Source organism: Yersinia sp. FDAARGOS_228, from assembly GCF_002073315.2.
In the GTDB taxonomy this organism is placed as follows: Bacteria; Pseudomonadota; Gammaproteobacteria; order Enterobacterales; family Enterobacteriaceae; genus Yersinia; species Yersinia intermedia.
In genome coordinates this window covers 1,420,528-1,441,456 of sequence record NZ_CP020409.2, presented here as the reverse complement: position 1 = coordinate 1,441,456, position 20,929 = coordinate 1,420,528, and the positions used below count along the sequence as shown (strand labels likewise).

Sequence of the window (20,929 nt, the reverse complement as noted above, 5' to 3'; positions counted from 1 at the left end):
TCCATGTGAAATAAATTTAATGAATATTAAAATAAATCAAAATAAGCAAAACAAGAAAATAATATTATCATTACTCTTTTTTATCCACGGAATAGCCTATGCTAGTCTCGTCCCTTGGATCCCAGAAATAAAGGAGAAGTTTTACCTTAGTCACTATATGGTTGGTATAATGATATCATCTATCCCAGCAGGCGCAATTGCCCTGGGATTACTCTCAAAGAATTTTATTAATTCAATTGGGTTATATTGGGCAACAAATATAGCATTTTTATTCTTTATAGTTTTCATATCAATAATACCATTTGCATCATCATGGTATGAAATAACGTTACTGCTTTTCCTGTTTGGGGTTTTCGATGCCTGGACAGATACTTGTATGAATGTACAGGCACTAAATGTACAGAGGTTATATGGCCGAAGCTTGATTAATCAATTTCATGGCGCAGAAAGTATCGGCACAATCATGGGAGGGGCCATCGCCATATCAGCAATCGGATTCGGCTTTTCTATGGGGCAATTTAGTATTACTGTATTATTTATGAACCTAATAATATTGATTAATTATATGGTATTCTTCCGAAATGGAAATTTAAAAAATAAATTTCCCCTTCGTAAAAACATTAAAAAAAGTATGAGTTACACAGGTACTAAACTGTATATCATTGCGTTAATCTTGCTAGCATTCACATGTGGCATAGAAGATACAGCAAGTATTTGGGGCGCTATATATATGAATAATTACTATCAAGTCCCTTCTGTTATTTCAGGTTTACCTTATCTGGCTTGTCAAGTATCAATGGTTATAGGCCGAGGCTTTGGTGATGAGCTGACCAATAAATTTGGGAGTATTCCGGTATTAAGAACCGGGATCTTGATGGCGGCATTGGGAATAGCAACAGTGATAATCATTCATTCACCAACTTTTTCAATACTAGGTTTTTTGTTAATTGGATTAGGGATGTCAGTTATATTCCCATTAACTATTTCATTTATTGGTCAAATACCAAATATAAACTCAACGAATGGAATTACATTCGCCACTTGGATATCACGAGTTGGCCTGCTTATATTCCCACCATTAATAGGGATGTTGGCCGACATGACATCATTAAGAACTGCGCTGATTACGATATTGATTGGTTGTCTATTGGTCTTCTTATTAATTAATACACTATCAAACACACTAATTAAACAGTTAACCTCAGGAGATAAATAATGAAAAAAATGAAGTGGGCTATCATATCAGGGGATGGACTCCCAACAAGTGGTCTACTCACTATTTTTAGAAATGTTGTAGAAATAGCTATAAAAAACAATAAGATTATTAATGAAATACCTGCCGATTTAGGATTCTCTTGGCGGCCGGACAAAAAACACTTTTTCCCGTATGGCAGTGCTGAATCCCATTATCCAACATGGATGAATGTAAGCTCTATTCACCAAAAAATTCCATATGATAACGATCATGCTCACTGTTTTACTCATATCAGAAAGAGAGTAGCAAGATATGAATCATTAACAGACGCAGAAATTAAAGACATCAATCAGGATATTGATTCTATTGCTAAAATTTATGAGGATTATTTCCTAAGTTGGTTTGAGGATAATAACGTCGATTGGGTATTCTGCTTAAACATCACACTTTCGGATGCCGTTCCTGTTAGCCTGGCACTACATAACGCAGCGAGAAAATACTGGGCTAAAAAAATAATGGCGGTATTATTTTTTGGGATCATGACCTCTTTGGTAGTTATGCTATTTATGAGCATGAGGAAAGGCTATACCCTGAAAAACCCAATATATTGACACCAATACCACAAGATAATGCCTATACTAAATGGATAGTGGCTTCTGAAGCACTGGCAAAGGAAAGCAGAAACTACCCAACAGAACTTGTACCCGATGTCATTCCCAATATATTGCCATCAATAGATATGTCTGCTTTCAATGATATTCATATTGATTTTCTAAGCCAACATAATATACCTGTAGGTTCATCTATTGTTATAGTTCCTGTTCGGGTATTCAGAGTCAAAGGTATCGAAATATCGATAAGTGTCTTTAATGAGCTATTTGATATTTATAAAGAAAAAAAACTGCTCACGCCAAAATTATTGATCTTCGGTAATATCAATGAAGATCCTGAGTATGCTTATGAACTAAAAGAGCAGGTAAAAAGATGCGGTCTTGATGATGATATTATATTTTTAGATGAAGTACCGATACAAACATATAAAAGTAAAGAAAACCAATGGTATCTGGATGAAATTGATTTGCTTACCATTTGCCATACTTTATCAGGTGCGGTTTTATTTACACCAAATGTAGAAAATGTAGAAAGTGTCGGTTTAGGGCCAGCACTTGCCGCGATAGCAGGCATCCCTTGCGCAGTGACACACTACTCGGCCTTCACTGAATTTTATGGTACTGGATATCATCATATTAAAGTGATTCCTGAACACCCTCGAGATGCGGCACAACAGTTGTTTACATGGATGCGTTTACATGCGGCCGAGTCTAATGACATTAAAATTCTGTTAGCTAATAACAAAAAATTTGTCCAATCAAGATTTCCTGAAAAACCATGGAGTGAATTTATGGATAAGTTGCAATGAATATAAATTATCACTCTCTTGATAAATCCATTATTGAAGGATAGATATAATGAATATTATAGATATTAACTCACGTAGAAACAAAAATGATATTCCATCCAGAATAAACATCTTAATACTTGGTGCGGGTATGTCAGGCCTGGAGTTAGCCAAGCATCTAAGCTGTCGAGGAATAAAAGATACAGTCGTTATCGAGGCGGGCCCAGCAGATGATTGCAACCATATAAATGCAAGTGGTGAATGCGATCGCGCTAATGAATATTGGAAAAATGAAGATTCTGATAAATATGCCTACCGTTCATGGCATTCTTTAAATGAGCCTCATTTTGCTAAAGGAACTTGTCTGCGCCGTAGAGTCGGCGGCAGATCCCTCTATTGGCATGGTGTTATCTTGCCAATAGAGGCGGAGTCACTTAAGTACTGGCCTTCAAATATTGTCCGCGATCTGACAGAAGGTTGGTTAGGCGGGCCATCACTTTACACTCAGGTACAATCTGAAATACTCGCATGGGCGGGAAGAAGCCATGAAACAGATTACTCTCTCCAATTATCTGGCTTTGAGTTTAAAATCGCACCACAGGTTATCCGCAATATTGACTCATCAGGGGGTTGGGAATCATATTCACCACTATCCTATTGGAAACAGGATAACCAATTAAAAGCTGATCCGAAAATCATTTCTGGCCATGAAGTTATCGCTCTTATCATTAAAAATGGCCACTGTATTGGCGCTAAATTGAGGAATACTCAATCAAATGAGATATATCCCGTATTTGCTGATAAATTTGTTCTCGCCTTAGGTACCATTGAAAATACACGTTTAGCCGCTAAAACACTTTATGACTCAGGGCTTTTGATTGAGGAAAAAGTAACTGGCCTTGTTGATCATATTGTACAGGGATTTAATGTAACACTTGAATATTGTAAACTGCCCAATATGCTCAGAGAGTTAATTGAACATAACACTGACACCATCTTCTTTTGCCATAGCCCATCAGGCGAGCGGTTTAATTTATTTTTCACCATCAGCCAATCAGAGTTTGGTATTGAGTTAGAAGTATGGGTAATGGGTGAACAGATCCCTTCAGAACAAGGATACATCTATATAGATAGAAATGATGAAGACATGCCTTTATCAATTTATAGTAGTTTAAATAATGATGACAATGCGTTAATACAAAAACAGCAGGATGAATTAAATAGATTCTGGCATGGTATTTGTGAAAATATAGCAATCCCCTTCTCCCCTTTAGCTTTTGAAGGCGGTTTTACTGTCCATGCGAGAACCATGGGGGATGTCTATCATGAGTTTCATTCCTCATCGAGGGCCGTCCGTGTCAACAAACCCGCCACATGGATAAGCCCGCTCGGCACCGAAAACCATGAAGGTTGTACTCTGCCACTGGGCAAGATACTGAATGAAAATCATGAATTTAATCATATTAAGAATCTATATGCTGTTGGCCCAAGTATATTTCCTCGACCAGGTGCGGCTAATCCATCGTTAACAACCCTCGCGCTATCACGTCGACTTGCTTACATTCTTAACTAATAAAAGGCCAAATTAATAAGGATATTAATTATGCAAAAACCAATTTATATTCTCGGCACGGCCCTATCACATGATGGCTCAACTAGCCTAATGAAGGATGGCAAGATTATATTCTCTATTGAAAAAGAAAGAATATCCAGAGTGAAGCATGATGGGTTCAATGATAATGCCACAATCCAATATTGTTTAGAGGCTGCCGGTATTCAATACAGTGATCTCAGGTTGGTGGTTGAACAAAATTCTTATAATCCATTGTTTAGCCAATCATTAGAACAACGGAAAAATCGAGTTTTGCCCCCTATGGTGCCAGTCGTCACGCTTTCACATCACTTGGCACATGCCTACAGTGCAATCGGCACATCACCTTTTGATGATATGGGTATCGTGGTTATTGATGGTCATGGAGGTAGCTTAGACAGTTGTAATGACATGGTAGAAGGTATCAAAGGTGCAAATAGCATTCACGTCAACAATCGTTACCGTTACTGGGAGACATGCAGCTACTACGTTTATCAAGATGGAGAAATAAAACCAATTTTCAAAGATTTCTCCCGCTGGGTTAATCGAAAGAACCGCAGAGATTACCCTGTTTCAAGCTGGGAAATAGAGAATTCTATTGGCGAGTTCTATGAAGGAATAGCGCTGTATATTTTTGGTGAGCTGGATTGTGCAGGTAAGCTGATGGGGTTAGCCCCTTATGGAAGGCCGAATGTTATTGATTGGGAAGCATTCTTTTTCGATTCCGGCAAAGTGGTATTGCGTAATGACTGGTGGATAAATATAGATCCGCTACTGAACACCAGCCCCACTCACTTTGGTGACAACTTTCAGTATTACGCTGATTTGGCCTATTGGGCACAAACCAAACTTGAGCAAGCACTATTTTATCTATTCAGCTATTACTACCAACTTTATCCTATGAAGAACTTTGCTTATGCCGGGGGGGTCGCATTGAATGCCACTGCAAATGAAAAACTCATTAATAATAGTGAGTTTGAGCACCTCTATATTCAACCTGCTGCGGGTGATAACGGGCTTTCGATCGGTTGTTGCTATTATGGCTGGTTGGAAATACTGAAGAAAGAGCGAGTAAAACACTCTGGCTCAACGTACTTTGGTAAAAAATATAATGATATTAGCGTTATAGAAGAGCTTGAAAAGCATACTGATAAAATTGAATATAATTACCATGATGACATTGAAGCTATTGCCGCTAAATCTATCGCATCAGGTCATGTTATTGCCTGGTTCCAAGGGGAATCTGAGTTTGGCCCTCGCGCTTTAGGCAATAGAAGTATTTTAGCTGATCCACGCAACCCACAAATGAAGGACCATATTAATGCTAACGTTAAATATCGTGAAGATTTTCGCCCCTTTGCCCCTGCTGTTTTACATGAGAAAGTACATGACTATTTTTATTTGAATCATGACAGTGATCACATGCTATTTATTGCCAATGTCAAAGAGCAATATCGAGCAGCACTAGTGTCGATTGTTCATGTTGATGGTAGTGCTCGAGTGCAGACAGTCAAAAAGGAGATGAATAAGAAATTCCATACGTTAATAGAATATTTCCATGCCGAGACTGGCGTCCCTATATTACTGAACACTTCTTTAAATACCAAAGGGATGCCAATTGTGGAAACGCCCAAAGATGCTATCAATTTATTCTTAAACTGTGGTTTAGATTTTCTATTTATTAATAATTACATGATATACAAGAAAGACAACCATTTAATTCCCTTATGTTAATACAGATGTAAATCATATTTATCCATTAAGAGATGAGGTTTATATGCAACGTGAAAAACTGTTTAATTGCGATAAAAAAAACTTAAAAATTGGCATTATTCATTTAATAACTGAAGGCGTACAACTTTTTGTCGGCGGGGTTGGTTCCTATATCAGAGGGCAGATCCTGGCATTACCAGAGGTCATTGAATTACTGGCTAATAATAATATTACATTAGAACCCCATTTTATTGAGATTGCCTCCAGTAAGTATAATGCTTTCTTTGATACCCACCATCATAACTATTTTATAAACCAAATTAATAATATGGGAGGGACTTTTTCGACAGTACCAGACATGACTATGGGGAAAGGCGTTGATTGTTCATGGCCCTACGGTGACGCTTTTCTTGGCAATTTACAAAACTGGCAAATATCCTCTGCGGCTGGTGCGGCAAAAATTATCGATCTCAGTACTAATTATGATATCACCCTAGCCTTTTGCCATGAATTACCGTTCTCGTTCACCCCACTCATTGCTCGTCTACATGCTGAGGTTGAAACATTGAATTTAAAAGTTGTTTATATTTCTCATGGCACGGCATTTAATCATGAAATGCCATTACCCAATCCTGAGCGCATTATGGCCGAATCGTTAGCTGTTCACTGGGCCAAGATTGATTCTAATATTAAGCTCGGCAATATCAGTCACTTTCTGGCGACGCACTTAGTGGCACAATACGGTGCTGATCCACAATCATTTATACCGACACCTGCGGGAATAAATATCAATGATCCCTGGTTTAGAATACGCAGTGATCAGGAAATTAGTGACACACTCTCATCATATGGCATATCGCTGGAACACCCCTTAGCGATCACGTTAGGGAGAGGAGTTCATTACAAGCGCCATGATGTGTTACTCAGGGCAGCCCGTTATCTGGGTAATGATATTCATCCCGTTATTATGAGTGATCCTATTTTGCCGGAATTATCTGCCTTGGCGAGCCAACTCAATATCTCTGCCTCTATTATAAATTCTTTTGATCGTGAACTGATGGCATGCCTTATTCAATGGCGTAATACTCGCGTTTGCGTTCTTTCTGCGGAGAATGAACCTAATGGATTGATTCCAATGGAGTCTCGTTGGCTGGCCAGAAAACAGGGAGCATTGTTAGTCGTTGCCGACTCCGGTGGTTTGAGTGAGCAAGTTGAACATGGGATCGATGGGTTCCTTCATATTCCAGGGAATGCGGCAAGTTTAGCGGAAATAATACGTCAGGTTTGCCAATTAACCGAAGGTGAAATAGCTAATATTAGGCACGCCGGCGCAACACTCATTAGAGAACGATATAACTGGCGAAACCAGATTTTGTCACCACTGAGACGTCTGGCTCCACAAATTGCAGCTCTGGAGTGATGCAGAGCTGCAATTTTTAGTTAATCATTTTTTGGTGATGATTCTTTATTGCAGCTTTAATGCCCCGATGGCGGTATCTAATATTGCGTTTTGCCCATTACGGCTGGCTTCCAGGCACCCCACGGCACCGACTAACATTGGAATATCCAACTCTTTAGCCAAAATGGCACTATGAGACATGATATGCCCTTTGCTTAAACAGATGCCTTTTACCTGCCGGTGGTTCAGCCCAATCATCTGTGAAGGCAATAACTCATTAGCTAGTAATATAATTTCACCACTAACTGAAAGCGAAACCGGTGGTAGCCCAGTCAAATGGCCCAATATGCGGTTAAGTATATCGCGAATATCTAATTCCCGAACGCGTAAATACTCATCATCCAGAGCCAGATAATCTTCCACCATTGCCATCAATTCATCCTGCAATGCTGATTCTGCACAAACGAGCTGACGCTCTATGCGCGCGTTCATCGCCTGATGCAATTCCTCATCATCTATCAGCATCGCATGTGCGTTGAAAATAGCCGCAGCCTCAGCGCTAATTTGTTGCTCGGCCTGTAGCGCCAACTGCTGCAAATCAGTCACAGTTTGAGCCAACGCCTGCTGTAAACGCTGCCGCTCTTTAGCTACCTGTTCAACATTGATTGTTTGAGGTAAAAAAACCGGGAGGGCAGGCAACCATTGCAACAACGGCGCACTAATAGCGCCTCGAGGTACCATCACGCCGGTAAATTCCCCCTCACTGGTGGAGGTAACTAATTCGCCAAAATGTTGTTGAGCCAGTTGCATAAAAGCATCTAGCGCCTCACCTGCTTGCTCCCCACTGGCTAGCAAACGAATGGTATCACCTTTACGAATTTGCAATATAGCGAGCTGGTTCAGGCTACGTGGATTTACACACTGGCCATTTTTTTCCAGCAGTAAATCTGCCGCGAACGGAGCCAATGCTTCGACCAATTTAGCCGCTGGTCGCACGTGTAGCCCGTTAGGATTGCGAACCACCCAACTGACACTTTGTGCATCCGCTGCCGCCTTAGCCACCGCATTGCTGGCAGGTGCCGTAGCCTCTTCCCCTAGCTGAGTGGCTTTAGCGATCAACGCCCCCATCGCTTCAGCACGCACGTCGGCGAGTGAAGCACCAGATGATGCAGCAACGACAGCAGCGAGAGTCCCTTCCACCAAGGGTGCAGCGCAAAGTTGCACATGCTGCGCCATGTCGGGGTCTAATAACTCCAATGCCGTTTCGGCGCTGAGTAAGGCACTACCCAAATCCATCAACACCAGTACGCCGGATGGGGTGTAAACCGACTCAATAGCTTCCATCACTTTAATGGCATCCGTGCCAATAGGATGATCCAGGTCGTCTACACCGGCAGCAACCGCTAACTGGCAGCCCCCTTGTGTCATTTGCTGTGCCAGTTCGGCCACACCCTGAGCCAGCAGCGCGCTATGAGAAACTACAACGAGATTGACCATCTTTCCTCCTGATAAACGTGTCGGTCCAGCCTGATTAATGACTGGCAACCTGCCATAGCGCCTGCATCATCAACATCGCTGATGTTGCTCCTGGGTCCTGATGACCAATACTCCGTTCGCCCAAATAGCTGGCGCGGCCTTTGCGAGCCTGCATGGTAATAGTCCCGGCCAATGCTTGCTGAGCGCGTTCAACAGCCTGCTGTAACGCATCCACCAATGGCACTCCCTGCTGATTTGCCTGTTCAAGCTGCGCCACCACCGCCCACCAAACATCGCACATCGTTTTATCACCCGGCTCCGCTTTGCCGCGCATCACTACCCCTTCCACACCATCTTTAAACATCTGACAAACCGCTGTCAGATCGAGGCTCTGCTTAGCATTAGTGCTTTGTGCCGCGCGAATGAAAAATGTGCCAAACAACGGGCCACTGGCACCGCCAACACTTGAAAGCAGAGTCATACCGGTATTTTTCAGGATGAAACCAATGTCTTTATCAGCAAAGGTAGGTAACTTCTCGACCACTTTATTAAAGCCGCGATTCATGTTCAGGCCGTGGTCGCCGTCGCCGATTTCGGTATCCAACTGCGTCAGAAAATCTCGCTGCTCGCTGAACACTTCAGCGCATAGCTGTAACCAACTGACAATTTGTTGTTTAGTGAGTCCCATGCTCTTCTCCTAGCACATTGTTTTATAAGATTGTTTTATATGCAGCACTTGTGCTACCCCGCAGGATGAGCCTCCAATGAGGCTCATGACACCAATGCGCTTACTTAAAGTGATTCAGATTAGTGAAAGTCGCGCGCGCCCTGCGGCTTCAAGTACCAAGGAGATATCAGCACCCCCAGCGCAGCGCGGGGGTACTTACCGGCGCATCCCACAATGACAGCAGTTCATCATCAACTTTCAGCACGGTGATGGACATCCCTTGCATATCCAATGACGTACAATAAGAACCAATCAACTTACGCTCGATGGTCAAACCGAATTGTGTACAACACTCCGCCAGACGGTGCCAGACACCATAAAGTTCTGATAAGGGAGTCGCACCAAGGTTATTGACCAAAACAATGATCCGATCGCCTTTGGCTAAGGGCTGCTTACTCTGGCGCGTCTCACTCCAGTCACCGGCTTGTCGATCCCAGTGGCGTAATGTGCGCTGATAACTGCCGTGATCAATCAAGGTCTGGAACATGGCATCTACCGTGTTATTCAGCGAAGTAAATGGCCGACGCTCGATACCCGGTTCACCATGGATACCCACACCAAACTCCATCTCATTTTCAGCCAAAATAAATGACGGCTTACCGGCTGCGGGTACAGTACACGCGCCAAGCGCGATGCCGATAGAATGCCCCTGATTATTAATTTTCTGACCCAATTGTGCGCATTCATCCAAAGAATCACCACGTGCCGCCGCCGCACCGAGTAATTTTTCGATAATCACCGTGTTCGCCACCCCACGCCGCCCGGCGGTATACAGGCTATCTTTGACCGCCACATCATCGTCTATCACTAAGGTAGCAACAGCGGTGCCACCGGCATGCAACAGCTCGGCGGCAGTTTCAAAGTTTAGAATGTCGCCAGTGTAATTCTTAATTAGCATCAGCACACCTGGCCCACCATCAATGGCTTGGCCACATTCATACATTTGATCGGGGGTCGGCGAAGTAAAAATCTCACCAGGGCAGGCACCATCCAACATGCCTTCGCCAATAAAGCCACAATGCATCGGCTCGTGACCACTGCCACCACCGGACATCAATGCAACTTTGCCACTCACTGGCGCATCTGCACGGGTGATAAAAAGGGGATCCTGATGCAATGTCAGCTCAGGATGCGCTGCAACCAGCCCCTGAATTTGTTCCTGTAACACACTCTCAACGCTGTTAATTAATTTTTTCATTTTATGCTCCGCGAACGGGAATGCTGGAGAACAGAGCTGCCGATGATGCAAAACACCGGCAGACTCAGTCGATTTTCTACTTAGAACGTATTTGCCGCACAGATTAGTTGAGGAAAGCCTGACCCAAACGGTCAGCCACAATAATTGCTGCATATACGCTGTCTGGTGTCACCTTAAATGGCATGTTGTGAATGGTTTCGCCCTCAGCACAACTGGCCTTGGCGACAGCGTGGATTTTGCGTTCGATATCCTCAGAAACCCCCATTTCAGCCAATGTGATTGGTAAACCCAGTTGCTGGCAGAATGAGAGCACTGTCTCGATCTCTTCCATGCTGCTGTTCTGTAATACGAGCTGTGTCAACGTACCAAAGGCCACTTTCTCACCGTGATACAAGTGGTGACACTCATCTAATACGGTGAAACCGTTATGAATGGCGTGGGCTGCCGCCAAGCCGCTACTTTCAAAACCAATACCACTCAGATAGGTATTAGCTTCGATAATACGTTCAACGGCTTCGGTCACAACACCCGCCTCTACCGCCAGTTTGGCTTTATAGCCTTCCGCCAGTAAGGTTTCGTAACACAAGCGAGCCAACGTGACTGCCGCTAATGTTGATGCACCACCGGCCATACTGATAGCTTTAGCGTCAAAACAAGCTTGTGCTTCAAAGTAAGTAGAGAGCGCATCCCCCATACCGGCGACCAGTAAACGTACTGGTGCTTTGGCAATAATGGTGGAATCCATCAGTACAATGTCAGGATTTTTCGGGTAAATCATATATTCAGCAAACTTGCCCTGTTCGGTATAAATGACTGACAAGGCGCTGGTCGGGGCATCGGTAGAGGCAATGGTAGGCACCACAACAACGGGGATATGCTGATAGTGAGCAATCGCTTTAGCCGTATCGAGGGTTTTCCCACCACCGATACCAACCACCCCATTACAGCCGTGCTTTTTCAGCTCAACCGTTAGTCGCTCAATTTCGTGACGGGAACATTCGCCATTAAAGCGACTGAAATGATGTTCCAGCTCACTGGCTTGCATGCTGGAGCCGACGGTATCAGCAGTCAGCTTCATGACGAAATCATCAGCAATGATAAAATAGTTATTAGCCAATAACTTAGCAAATTCACCAATGGACTGTAATGCATTGGCACCTTGAATATATTTTGACGGAGATTGAATGACTTTCAGCATATCTTGCTCCTGTAGCGTAAGAGATAATGTAAGAATAAATAATTTTTAGGGTTAATTTGATGAAACTGCATCCACTATAAGCGCAAAAAACAGGCTGAGAATCAGCAATGAAAACGTTCCATTATGAAACTCCATTATCTCGGCATGGTTTCATATTGGAACGATAGTGTGGTGATAAAACCACGAGAAGAGAGATGGCGCACAGAAGCCGTCAAACGGTGCCATAAGGTAAAATAGAAATAGGTTTATGAGCGATAAGCAACCGCCATAAAAAAAGCTGCCCCGATAAAAGGGCAGCTTTGGTCATTCTCGGTAGTGATAACGCGGCGCTAGCCGTTATTCACTGACAGGTTCGTCACTCACTTTCTCTTTAGGTTCTGGATTCATACAACTGTAAATCACTGGTAACACCAGCAATGTCAGCACCGTTGCAAAGCCCAGACCAAACATGATGACCACAGCCATACTCTGGAAGAAGGCATCACTGAGCAGCGGAGCCAGCCCCAGAACAGTAGTAAATGCCGTCAGCATAATAGGCCGTAAACGGGCGGTAGACGCATCAATGATAGCTTCGCGCAGTGGTTTTTCCTGCCGCTGTAGCCCTATCTCTTCCACCAGCACGATGCCGTTACGTATCAACATACCACTCAGACTTAGCAGCCCCAGCAAGGCCATAAAACCGAAAGGGATCCCCGTCAACAGGAAGCCTACCGTGACACCAATTAATGCCAGTGGCACCGTCAGCCAGATCGCTATAGCATTGCGCACCGAGCTGAACATTAATACCGTTACGATGAACATAATCAGGAACGCGATCGGCAAACTGATGAAAATACCCCGTTGTGCTTCCTTGGTACTTTCATAGTCACCTCCCCACTCCAGTTCATATCCGCGCGGTAACTGAATGGCTTCCACACCCGGTTTGATACGCCGCAACAGTTCAGCAGAGGTCTCACCACCTTGTTGGGTAGGGTCCGTTTGTACCGTCAACGTCCGCTTGCGGTCCAGGCGCATAATGAGCGGATCTTCCCACTCGGTTTCAAAACTGGTGACAACGTTATCGATCGGGATAAAGGCAAGGCGCGCCTGACTCCATACCATCACATCATTCAGCCGTTCTGCATTAAGCCGTTCTGCATCCGGTGTGCGCAGTACAATCGGCATTAAGCGAGTGCCATCACGGTATAATCCTACCGGCAGGCCACCAAAACTCATGCGCAATGTGCCATCAACTTCGCGTTTATCTACCCCCAGTTCGCGCCCCAGATAGTCGGAGAATTGTGGCCGGATCATTTTGCTACGATCCTGCCAGTCATGCCGTGCACCATCTGCCATTGGATCAGCAATGATCGCCTTTTCCGCTTGCGCTGCCAGGGTTCGTAACACTTCAGGATCCGGGCCAACAAAGCGTGCTTCAATGGAGCTGTTGTTGGATGGCCCAAACATGATGCGTTTTATCTGCGCATCAACCTGCGGGTATTCATCATGCATATAGGATTCGATTTCATCAATCAAACCCGGAATTTGATTTAGGTCCTCAGTACGAATCATCACCTGCGCATAGTTAGGATAACGACGTTGAGCATTGTAGGTCAGCATAAAGCGCATCGCACCCTGACCAATCGTCACCATGGTGTCCTCAACCCCTTTTTGCTGCTTGATATACTGCTCAACCTTGTTTGCTATCCCTTCGGTATAATTGATATCAGTGCCATTCGGCAGCCAGATATCAACGAAGAAGATTGGCGTATTTGATGGCGGGAAGAAGCTCTGGCGAACATGACCAAAACCCACCACCGATGCCACTAACATGGCCGCCAGCAGCACCAAAGTGATACTGCGATGTTGCAGTAATTTATTCAATATCACCCGATAATAGCGGAATAACCACCCATCATAAGGTTGTCTGGCCGGCTTATCGGCATCCACTTTCGCCGGTTTCTGGTTTTGGAATGCCCACTTAGCAAAGACCGGTGTTAGCGTCAGTGCCGTGAGCCAACTTAACATCAGCGAGATCAGCAACACCTGGAATAACGATTTACAGTATTCACCCGTTGCATCATTGGACAGGCCGATAGGCGCGAAGGCCAGAATGGCAATGATGGTCGCGCCTAACAACGGCATCATTGAGCGCTTCACCACATTGCTAATAGCAGTAAAGATGTTTTCGCCTCGCTGGCGACCAACAACGATACCTTCCACCACCACAATGGCGTTATCCACCAACATACTGAGCGCAATAATCAGCGCCCCTAACGACACTCGCTGTAGCTCGATATTAAATAGCCACATAATGAGCAACGTACCCAGTACGTTAAGTGCCAGCGAGATAGCTATCACTATACCGCTGCGTACCCCCATGAAAATCAGCAAAGTGACCACAACAATCAACAGAGCCAACAGGAAGTTAAGGATAAAACCGTTAACGGCCCCTTCAACTTCATGGGACTGATCATAGAACACGTTGATATGCATACCTAACGGGCGTTCACTATCAAGCTGCGCCAGTCTGGCTTTAATCGCATTACCTACGTTTACCACGTTGACATTTGGGGCAAACGAAATCCCCAGTGCCAGTGCGGGTTTACCGTTAGCACGATAAATATTGGTCGGTGAATGGCCGAAACCCTGAGAGACAGTGGCGATATCCCGCAAATACACGCTTTTCGGGCTGCCGGGCTGACTTACCAGTAAATTCCCCAGTTCTTGTACACTTTGGAATTCACCGGTCGGATGCAAACGGATAGACTCACTGCCTACCTGCAACTGGCCCGCATCAGACACCACATTCTGGCGGCTCAGTAAATCGGACAACTGCTGTGGCGTGATGCCTGCGGCGGTCATCTGGGCGCGAGAAATCTCCACCTGAACTTCCTCAGGCAGAATACCCACAATACCCACTTTACCTACCCCAGGAACCAGTACCAGTTCACGTCGCAGTTGCTCGGCGAAATTACGTAAATCCTGGTTACTGTAACCCTCTCCCGTGAGCGAGAAGAAGAAGCCATAAACATCGCCAAAGTCGTCATTGACCATCGGCGCACTGGCTCCCGGTGGCAAACGCACACTGTTATCGCTGATTTTACGCCGCAGTTCATCCCAGATTTGCGGTAACTCATTCGCGCCATATTGTGCGCGAATATTGATGGTTATTTGCGATAAACCCGCACTGGAAATAGAGGTAACATCGTCAACATAAGAGAGTTCCTGAATCGCATTCTCCAATGGGAGCGTGACTTCTTCCTCTACCTGCTGCGCTGATGCACCATCATAACGGGTGACAACTACCGCCGTTTTGATGGTGAAAGCTGGGTCTTCCAGCCGGCCTATATTGAGATAGGCAATAATGCCACCAATACCCAGCAACAGGATCGTTAGCCAGATACGGGTATTATTATTGATAAAATTGTCAGTCAGCTTCATCAGAGACCCCGCTCACGGACCCAAGCCCGGACAACCTGATTTGGGCGAAGCTCACCGGTACCTGCGGAGACAATCTGCTCGCCATCCGCCAGGCCGGAGGTAATTTGAATGCCGTTGGCGGTCAATTGACCCACCTGAACTTTGCGCTCTTCAACATGCATCTGACCGTCATCATTCTTGATGACCCAAACCCTGGCATCATTCAATTGGGCACTGTCTGGGTTAAACACCGCTTCCACTGGTACGATAATCGTCGGATGATCAGTACCAGACAGATTGCCAGAGTTGATTCTTACCCGGCCACTGATACCTGAAAGCAACGGCATATCTGCTGGGCGCTTCATTGTCAGCGTCACTTGGAAAGTTTGTGAAGCAGAGGTGGTTGAGGTGGTGTGTTCTTTATACTCAGCAATAAATTCGCGCCCCGGCATATGGTTAAGTAATACCGTTGGCTTGTATGTCCGATTGCTGATATCCAGCGTAGTAAACAGGCGCTCCGGCACACTGAACACCACATCTAACGTATCCAATGCACTTAATGTGGCAACCGCCTGACCTGGGGCCATGACCTGATGGTTACGCACATTCACATTGGCAATAATGCCATCAAAAGGTGCGGTGATAGTTGCATCACTAAGTTCTTTTTGTGCAATTTCCAAGGCCGCACGCGCAGATTCCATCTCAGCACGACGTACATCTAACTCAGCACGAGATACTGCTCTTTGCCCTTGCAACGTATTGAAACGGTTAAACTGATCGCGAGCCAGATTAAAAGTAGACTGACGATCCCTGACTCGTAGGTTCAAATCCGTATCATTCAGTCTGGCAATGACTTGGCCTTTTTTCACCTGCTCACCTTCACGAACCAGCAACTGTTGCAATTGCCCACTTCGTTTAAAGGAGAGTTGGGTTTCATCGCCAGCTTGTAATCGCGCTGGAAAATAGCGAGTGCCATTTTGCCCACTGTCTTCAACGGTAAATATTTTTACCGGGCGCACACTTTCTACGACTTCAGGGGGAGTTCTGTCGCAAGCAGCCAGAAGAAACGTTAATAGCAGAGTGATTACTGTTTTTATCTTCACTATAAGATCTCGTTGAGTCAGGTTTTAATAATTATTGCAGATTAATTACTCACACTTTTTTATCTGTTTTAGGCTTCACTTTTTTGTGACAGACAGCGCACCAGCCTTCTTATCAGTGTGATTAATAATCCCCCAGTAAAATAGATCAGCACAATTAGCGCCTAAATGGGTAGTGTTATTTGCACGTAACGGATAAATAGCCAATAGAGAAATAGCGCTGCTTTGCTATTCACTATCGGCTATTTTTTTAAGAGCAACTCCGTTACACCCTAAATAATTCGAGTTGTAGGAAGGAGGCAATTAAGCGAATCCCCAGGAGCTTACGCAGTCAAGTGATTCGGGTAAGTGCGCGCAGCTAACACCCCTGTGGCTTCAAGGCCGAAGGCCATCCCCAAAGTCATTGGAGCCACAGGTAGGCAGCCAGCAAACGAATCCCGATGAGCTTACTCAAGTAAGTGATTCGGGTAAGTGCGCGCAGCTAACACCCCTGTGGCTTCAAGGCCGAAGGGGATTAGTAGTCGACGGCATCCCGGATTATTGGACACGTCATACAGTGACCCCCCCCACGCCCACGGCCTAATTCACTGCCGACGATTTCAATCACTTCCACCCCTTCTTTACGCAACTGGGTGTTGGTTTTGGTATTACGGTCATAGGCCAACACCACACCTGGTGAAAGCGCAACCATGTTATTACCGCTGTCCCATTGTTGACGTTCAGTATCGTAATCATTACCTTCCGTTTCAACCACACGCAGTTTTTTCAGATTCAGTGCACCAGCAACTGCTTCAACAAAAGTCCCTTTGTCGCGACTTAACTTAATGCCGGTCGGGCCATTATCAGGGCGCAGTGAGAAGGTTTGGATCTGATTAACAATCGCCGGATATAACGTTACTACATCACGGTCGCAGAACGTAAACACGGTATCCAAATGCATGGCGGCACGCAGTTTAGGCATGGCCGCAATCATGACGCGTTCAACCTGCCCTTCGCTATTTTTAAACAGCGATTGCGCCAACTGAGTAATGGCCTGATGCGATGTTCGCTCACTCATCCCGATTAACACCGTTTTATTACCGATTGGCATCACATCACCGCCTTCCAGCGTAGCAGTGCCGTGGTGCTGCGTCGGGTCACCCCACCAGACTTTCACATTGGCATCACCAAAGTCTGGGTGGAATTTATAGATTGCCGTGGTGAGGATAGTTTCTTCATGACGCGCCGGCCAATACAGTGGGTTTAGCGTCACACCGCCATAGATCCAGCAAGTGGTATCGCGGGTATACAGTGTATTGGGCAACGGTGGTAACAAGTATTCAGTTATGCCTACCGCTTCGCGGATCAGCTTCAACTCTTCTTTGTCACATTTACCGTCGTTATGCAGCTCAGTAGTCGATAAACCGCCAATCAGCACTTCAGCGAGTACGCGAGGTTCCAGACTTTCCAGATAGCTGCGGGTTTCTTGCAAAATGCCCAGTGATACTTCATTAGGGACAATTTGCTGATCCAGAATCCACTTTTTCGCCGCTGGAATGGCAACTGTTTCAGCCAGCAGGTTATGCATCTCAACCACATCAACACCGCGTTCGCGCATTTTGGTCATAAAATCGAAATGGTCGCGCTTAGCTCTTTCTACCCACAGCACATCATCAAATAATAATTCATCACAATTACTTGGCGTCAGGCGGTTATGGGCACGCCCAGGGGCGCACACCATCACTTTATGCAACTTGCCGACTTCAGAGTGAACACCAAACTTAGTTTTAGCGTGAGTTTTCTTAGCTTTATCTGACATAAGAACTCCAATAAATTATATGGTGATAATCCCGGTGGCAATGCTATAAATCGCAGCAACCGCAGCAACAATCAGAACAATAAACAGTATTCTCTCATAGGAATTAAAGGCTTTTTGATGCTGTTCACGTTTGGCAATCAGATACAAAATAGTGCCTGGTCCGTAAATGATGGCCGACAACAGCACGTATTTCAGACCGCCGGCGTAAATCATCAGTGCAGAGTAGAAAGTGGCGATAATGGCAAAGATTAAATCTTTTCTATGACCACGGTTATTCGTTTCGTAAGTCTCACCGGTCCATGCTAATTTCAAGCCATAAGCTCCCACCAGCAGATACGGGATCAGAGTTAATGAGCTGGTTAATTCCAGTGCCAATTGGAAAGCATAATCAGTAAACAACGTGAGAATTAAGAATATCTGTATAAAGATATTGGTCAGCCAAACCGCTGCTGAAGGCACAGCATTGCTGTTTTCAGTCGCGAATATTTTTGGCATGCTGTTACTCTTGGCCGCCGAAAACAGGACTTCCGCCGCCAGCAGTGACCATGATAAATAAGCACCCAATACGGAGATAATCAGGCCAACACTGATAAATATTGCCCCCCAGCGGCCGACTATCGCTTCCAACACCCCGGCCATTGATGGCTGGCGTAACGCTGCCAAATCAGGGCGCAGTAGCACGCCGTAAGACAGCATAGTGATCAATACCAGTAGGCACAGCACACCAATAAAACCCAGAACAGTCGCAATACCAACATGGCTACGTTCTTTGGCATAACGTGAATAAACGCTCGCACCTTCGATACCCAAGAATACAAATACAGTGACCAGCATGGTGCTACGTACCTGAGAGAATAAAGACTCAGGTTCAACCGATGTGGTGATTGCCGCAGCCGCATGACCAACATAACCATAGTCATTCAGATGGGATAAATCGGCACCTTTAACCACGTCTGGCGTGCCCCAGAAGTTCAACGCGAAGACATCACCTTTAAAGGCAAAAATCAGCACAATGACGAAAATGAAGATTGGAATTATTTTTGCAAAGGTAGCGATGGTATTAATTGCCGCAGCTTCTTTAACGCCGCGCAATATCAGGATATGGAATCCCCATAAAATAACGGAGGCAATTAACACCGCTGGAATAGTATTACCATCACCGAATATCGGGAAGAAAGCCCCTAACGTAGATTTAATAAGTACAAAGTAAGAGACGTTACCAATACAGGTACCAGCCCAGAAACCTAATGCAGAAGCAAAACCAAGATAATCCCCAAAGCCCTCTTTTGCGTAGATGAATACCCCAGAATCGAGATTAGGTTTACGCTGCGCTAATGTTTGGAAAACAAAAGCCAGCATTAACATCCCACCCCCGGCGATACACCAGGCAATCAGTGCACCAAACCCGCCCGTTGCTCGTCCAAATGTTGCCGGCAATGAAAATATGCCAGCCCCGATCATTGAACCGACCACCAAAGAGGTAAGGGCCGGTAAAGATAATTTATTCGTTGCTGAATTGGCCATGATGCTCTCAATGACATTGGATAAATTAAGTTAAATGTAAATTCTGCTTATCTCACAGACAGATTCACCCAGACCCACTTATCAATATAAATACATAATTATCATAGCTTCCTTTAAAACTATTGCATAATGCCGAAAAAACAGACCAAATATTACAAAATGTAAATTATTGAAAAAATATCACGGGATCTATGGTTTTGTAACCATGTTGAAAATCATCATTTTGTATACTAAAGAAATCACATGACAGTTTAATTCACTGCCAGCAGGTCACTCCATTAGCATAGATATCTGTTTTTTCCAGAATAGTCATTTGAGATGATTCAAGCATAGGTATTAACCTAATTATCCCGATATATATAGGAGCCTCTACGGCCTTGCTCACTCGCGTTATATGGTCTACGTTTAGAGGTTGACCATTAAAAGTGAAAACAAAAAAATCAACTATTTTCAATGAGTTAAAAATAACCATCCCGTTATAAAAAATAGGTCATATCTTATTAAAACTCTCTATCAGCTCACATTTACCCCCCTCTGACCGCCATCGATTAGCCATATGTAATCAGGTGATAACTACAGCCATATATCAGGTTTTGATTTTTATAAAATGGATATGATGTTGTTCTTTCAATCATTACCGCGCAGTTATTCATCACGAAAAAATCAATGCAAACCGCATCCGAATAATAATTATCTCGATTTATTGTAGGCTCCATTTATAGTTCATTTACATTTGTTACAACAATGTAAACTTTCGACTGTAACATCTAATTCAGTGAAAAATTACATCGTTTAATGCTGAAATTTCATAATAAATCAGTTTTTTAATTTAACTAAAACCAACATTTTAAAATTAATCACTGATGAAATACGGTGATTTAAATGAAAAACACCTCCATTTTTCCCACAAAATCATTAGAAATATTAATGTTTATAATTGAAATATCTTACATGCAGTAGGATTATGATGATGAAATTAAGCAGGAAATATCTGATAACTGACATTATCATTCCAACAAAAAAGCAGGAAACGTAAATAACATTCGTATATTCAATGCGCTGCGTTTACATCTCATTAAATATCTTCTGATCCAAATAGAGATATCGGTTTTCCCGTTAAAATTCACTTTTAGATTCAAGACATTCATCATTATTACGAAATCAATAAAAACGGCCCCATTAGTAGGGGCCGTTTTTATTGCACGTCAC

The 20,929-nt window shown here is 44.2% G+C and carries 12 protein-coding genes and 1 pseudogene; 5 read left to right on the top strand and 8 right to left on the bottom strand.

Annotated elements, in window-relative coordinates:
- The first annotated feature begins 19 nt into the window (after nt 1-19).
- The 5 genes and pseudogenes from A6J67_RS06615 to A6J67_RS06595 all read left to right on the top strand — a co-directional run bounded on the left by A6J67_RS06615 (nt 20) and on the right by A6J67_RS06595 (nt 7,318).
- On the top strand, nt 20-1,216 hold the full coding sequence (locus tag A6J67_RS06615; RefSeq protein ID WP_080608104.1) for an MFS transporter: 1,197 nt from the start codon (nt 20-22) through the stop codon (nt 1,214-1,216).
- Nucleotides 1,216-2,615 (top strand): annotated as a pseudogene (locus tag A6J67_RS06610) (hypothetical protein). The gene A6J67_RS06615 and the pseudogene A6J67_RS06610 overlap by 1 nt, the downstream one beginning before the upstream one ends.
- A 49-nt stretch (nt 2,616-2,664) precedes the next feature.
- Nucleotides 2,665-4,167, top strand: a complete 1,503-nt coding sequence (locus A6J67_RS06605; RefSeq protein WP_080608103.1) for a GMC oxidoreductase — start codon at nt 2,665-2,667, stop codon at nt 4,165-4,167.
- Between the two features lie 30 nt (nt 4,168-4,197).
- Nucleotides 4,198-5,919 carry a carbamoyltransferase gene (locus A6J67_RS06600; protein ID WP_050296810.1) on the top strand — a complete coding sequence of 574 codons (1,722 nt, stop codon included), beginning with the start codon at nt 4,198-4,200 and terminating at the stop codon, nt 5,917-5,919.
- 43 nt (nt 5,920-5,962) lie between these two features.
- The gene (locus A6J67_RS06595) at nt 5,963-7,318 is read left to right on the top strand and encodes a glycosyltransferase family 4 protein (RefSeq protein ID WP_005189760.1); all 1,356 of its coding nucleotides are present in this window, start codon (nt 5,963-5,965) and stop codon (nt 7,316-7,318) included.
- 45 nt (nt 7,319-7,363) lie between these two features.
- On the opposite strand, the gene dhaM is transcribed toward A6J67_RS06595, so the two are convergent.
- From dhaM to A6J67_RS06545, 8 genes are all read right to left on the bottom strand, one after another.
- Nucleotides 7,364-8,794, bottom strand: a complete 1,431-nt coding sequence (dhaM, locus tag A6J67_RS06590; RefSeq protein ID WP_042568618.1) for a dihydroxyacetone kinase phosphoryl donor subunit DhaM — start codon at nt 8,792-8,794, stop codon at nt 7,364-7,366.
- A 34-nt stretch (nt 8,795-8,828) separates the two neighbouring features.
- Nucleotides 8,829-9,461 (bottom strand): dihydroxyacetone kinase subunit DhaL, encoded by a 633-nt coding sequence (gene dhaL / locus A6J67_RS06585; RefSeq protein WP_005189755.1) that lies wholly within the window; start codon nt 9,459-9,461, stop codon nt 8,829-8,831.
- Nucleotides 9,462-9,627: 166 nt separating this feature from the next.
- Nucleotides 9,628-10,698 (bottom strand): dihydroxyacetone kinase subunit DhaK, encoded by a 1,071-nt coding sequence (dhaK, locus tag A6J67_RS06580; RefSeq protein WP_080608102.1) that lies wholly within the window; start codon nt 10,696-10,698, stop codon nt 9,628-9,630.
- A gap of 103 nt (nt 10,699-10,801) precedes the next feature.
- Nucleotides 10,802-11,896 (bottom strand): glycerol dehydrogenase, encoded by a 1,095-nt coding sequence (locus tag A6J67_RS06575; RefSeq protein WP_042568619.1) that lies wholly within the window; start codon nt 11,894-11,896, stop codon nt 10,802-10,804.
- Between the two features lie 336 nt (nt 11,897-12,232).
- Nucleotides 12,233-15,319 (bottom strand): efflux RND transporter permease subunit, encoded by a 3,087-nt coding sequence (locus A6J67_RS06570; protein ID WP_042568620.1) that lies wholly within the window; start codon nt 15,317-15,319, stop codon nt 12,233-12,235.
- A complete protein-coding gene (locus tag A6J67_RS06565) occupies nt 15,319-16,401 on the bottom strand; it encodes an efflux RND transporter periplasmic adaptor subunit (protein ID WP_032907255.1) in 1,083 nt (360 codons plus the stop codon). Before A6J67_RS06565 ends, A6J67_RS06570 begins: the two co-directional genes overlap by 1 nt.
- Nucleotides 16,402-16,912: 511 nt before the next feature.
- A complete protein-coding gene (gene arcA / locus A6J67_RS06550; RefSeq protein ID WP_005189741.1) occupies nt 16,913-18,196 on the bottom strand; it encodes an arginine deiminase in 1,284 nt (427 codons plus the stop codon).
- A 15-nt stretch (nt 18,197-18,211) separates the two neighbouring features.
- Nucleotides 18,212-19,720, bottom strand: coding sequence for an amino acid permease (locus A6J67_RS06545; protein ID WP_032907252.1), 1,509 nt, complete (start codon nt 19,718-19,720; stop codon nt 18,212-18,214).
- Nucleotides 19,721-20,929: the final 1,209 nt, after the last annotated feature.

Bases quoted from the DNA above. Each gene is read 5' to 3' on its own strand.
- A6J67_RS06615 (WP_080608104.1), top strand. From the start codon at position 20: ATGAATATTAAAATAAATCAAAATAAGCAAAACAAGAAAATAATATTA.
- A6J67_RS06605 (WP_080608103.1), top strand. From the start codon at position 2,665: ATGAATATTATAGATATTAACTCACGTAGAAACAAAAATGATATTCCA.
- A6J67_RS06600 (WP_050296810.1), top strand. From the start codon at position 4,198: ATGCAAAAACCAATTTATATTCTCGGCACGGCCCTATCACATGATGGC.
- A6J67_RS06595 (WP_005189760.1), top strand. From the start codon at position 5,963: ATGCAACGTGAAAAACTGTTTAATTGCGATAAAAAAAACTTAAAAATT.
- dhaM (WP_042568618.1), bottom strand. From the start codon at position 8,794: ATGGTCAATCTCGTTGTAGTTTCTCATAGCGCGCTGCTGGCTCAGGGT.
- dhaL (WP_005189755.1), bottom strand. From the start codon at position 9,461: ATGGGACTCACTAAACAACAAATTGTCAGTTGGTTACAGCTATGCGCT.
- dhaK (WP_080608102.1), bottom strand. From the start codon at position 10,698: ATGAAAAAATTAATTAACAGCGTTGAGAGTGTGTTACAGGAACAAATT.
- A6J67_RS06575 (WP_042568619.1), bottom strand. From the start codon at position 11,896: ATGCTGAAAGTCATTCAATCTCCGTCAAAATATATTCAAGGTGCCAAT.
- A6J67_RS06570 (WP_042568620.1), bottom strand. From the start codon at position 15,319: ATGAAGCTGACTGACAATTTTATCAATAATAATACCCGTATCTGGCTA.
- arcA (WP_005189741.1), bottom strand. From the start codon at position 18,196: ATGTCAGATAAAGCTAAGAAAACTCACGCTAAAACTAAGTTTGGTGTT.
- A6J67_RS06545 (WP_032907252.1), bottom strand. From the start codon at position 19,720: ATGGCCAATTCAGCAACGAATAAATTATCTTTACCGGCCCTTACCTCT.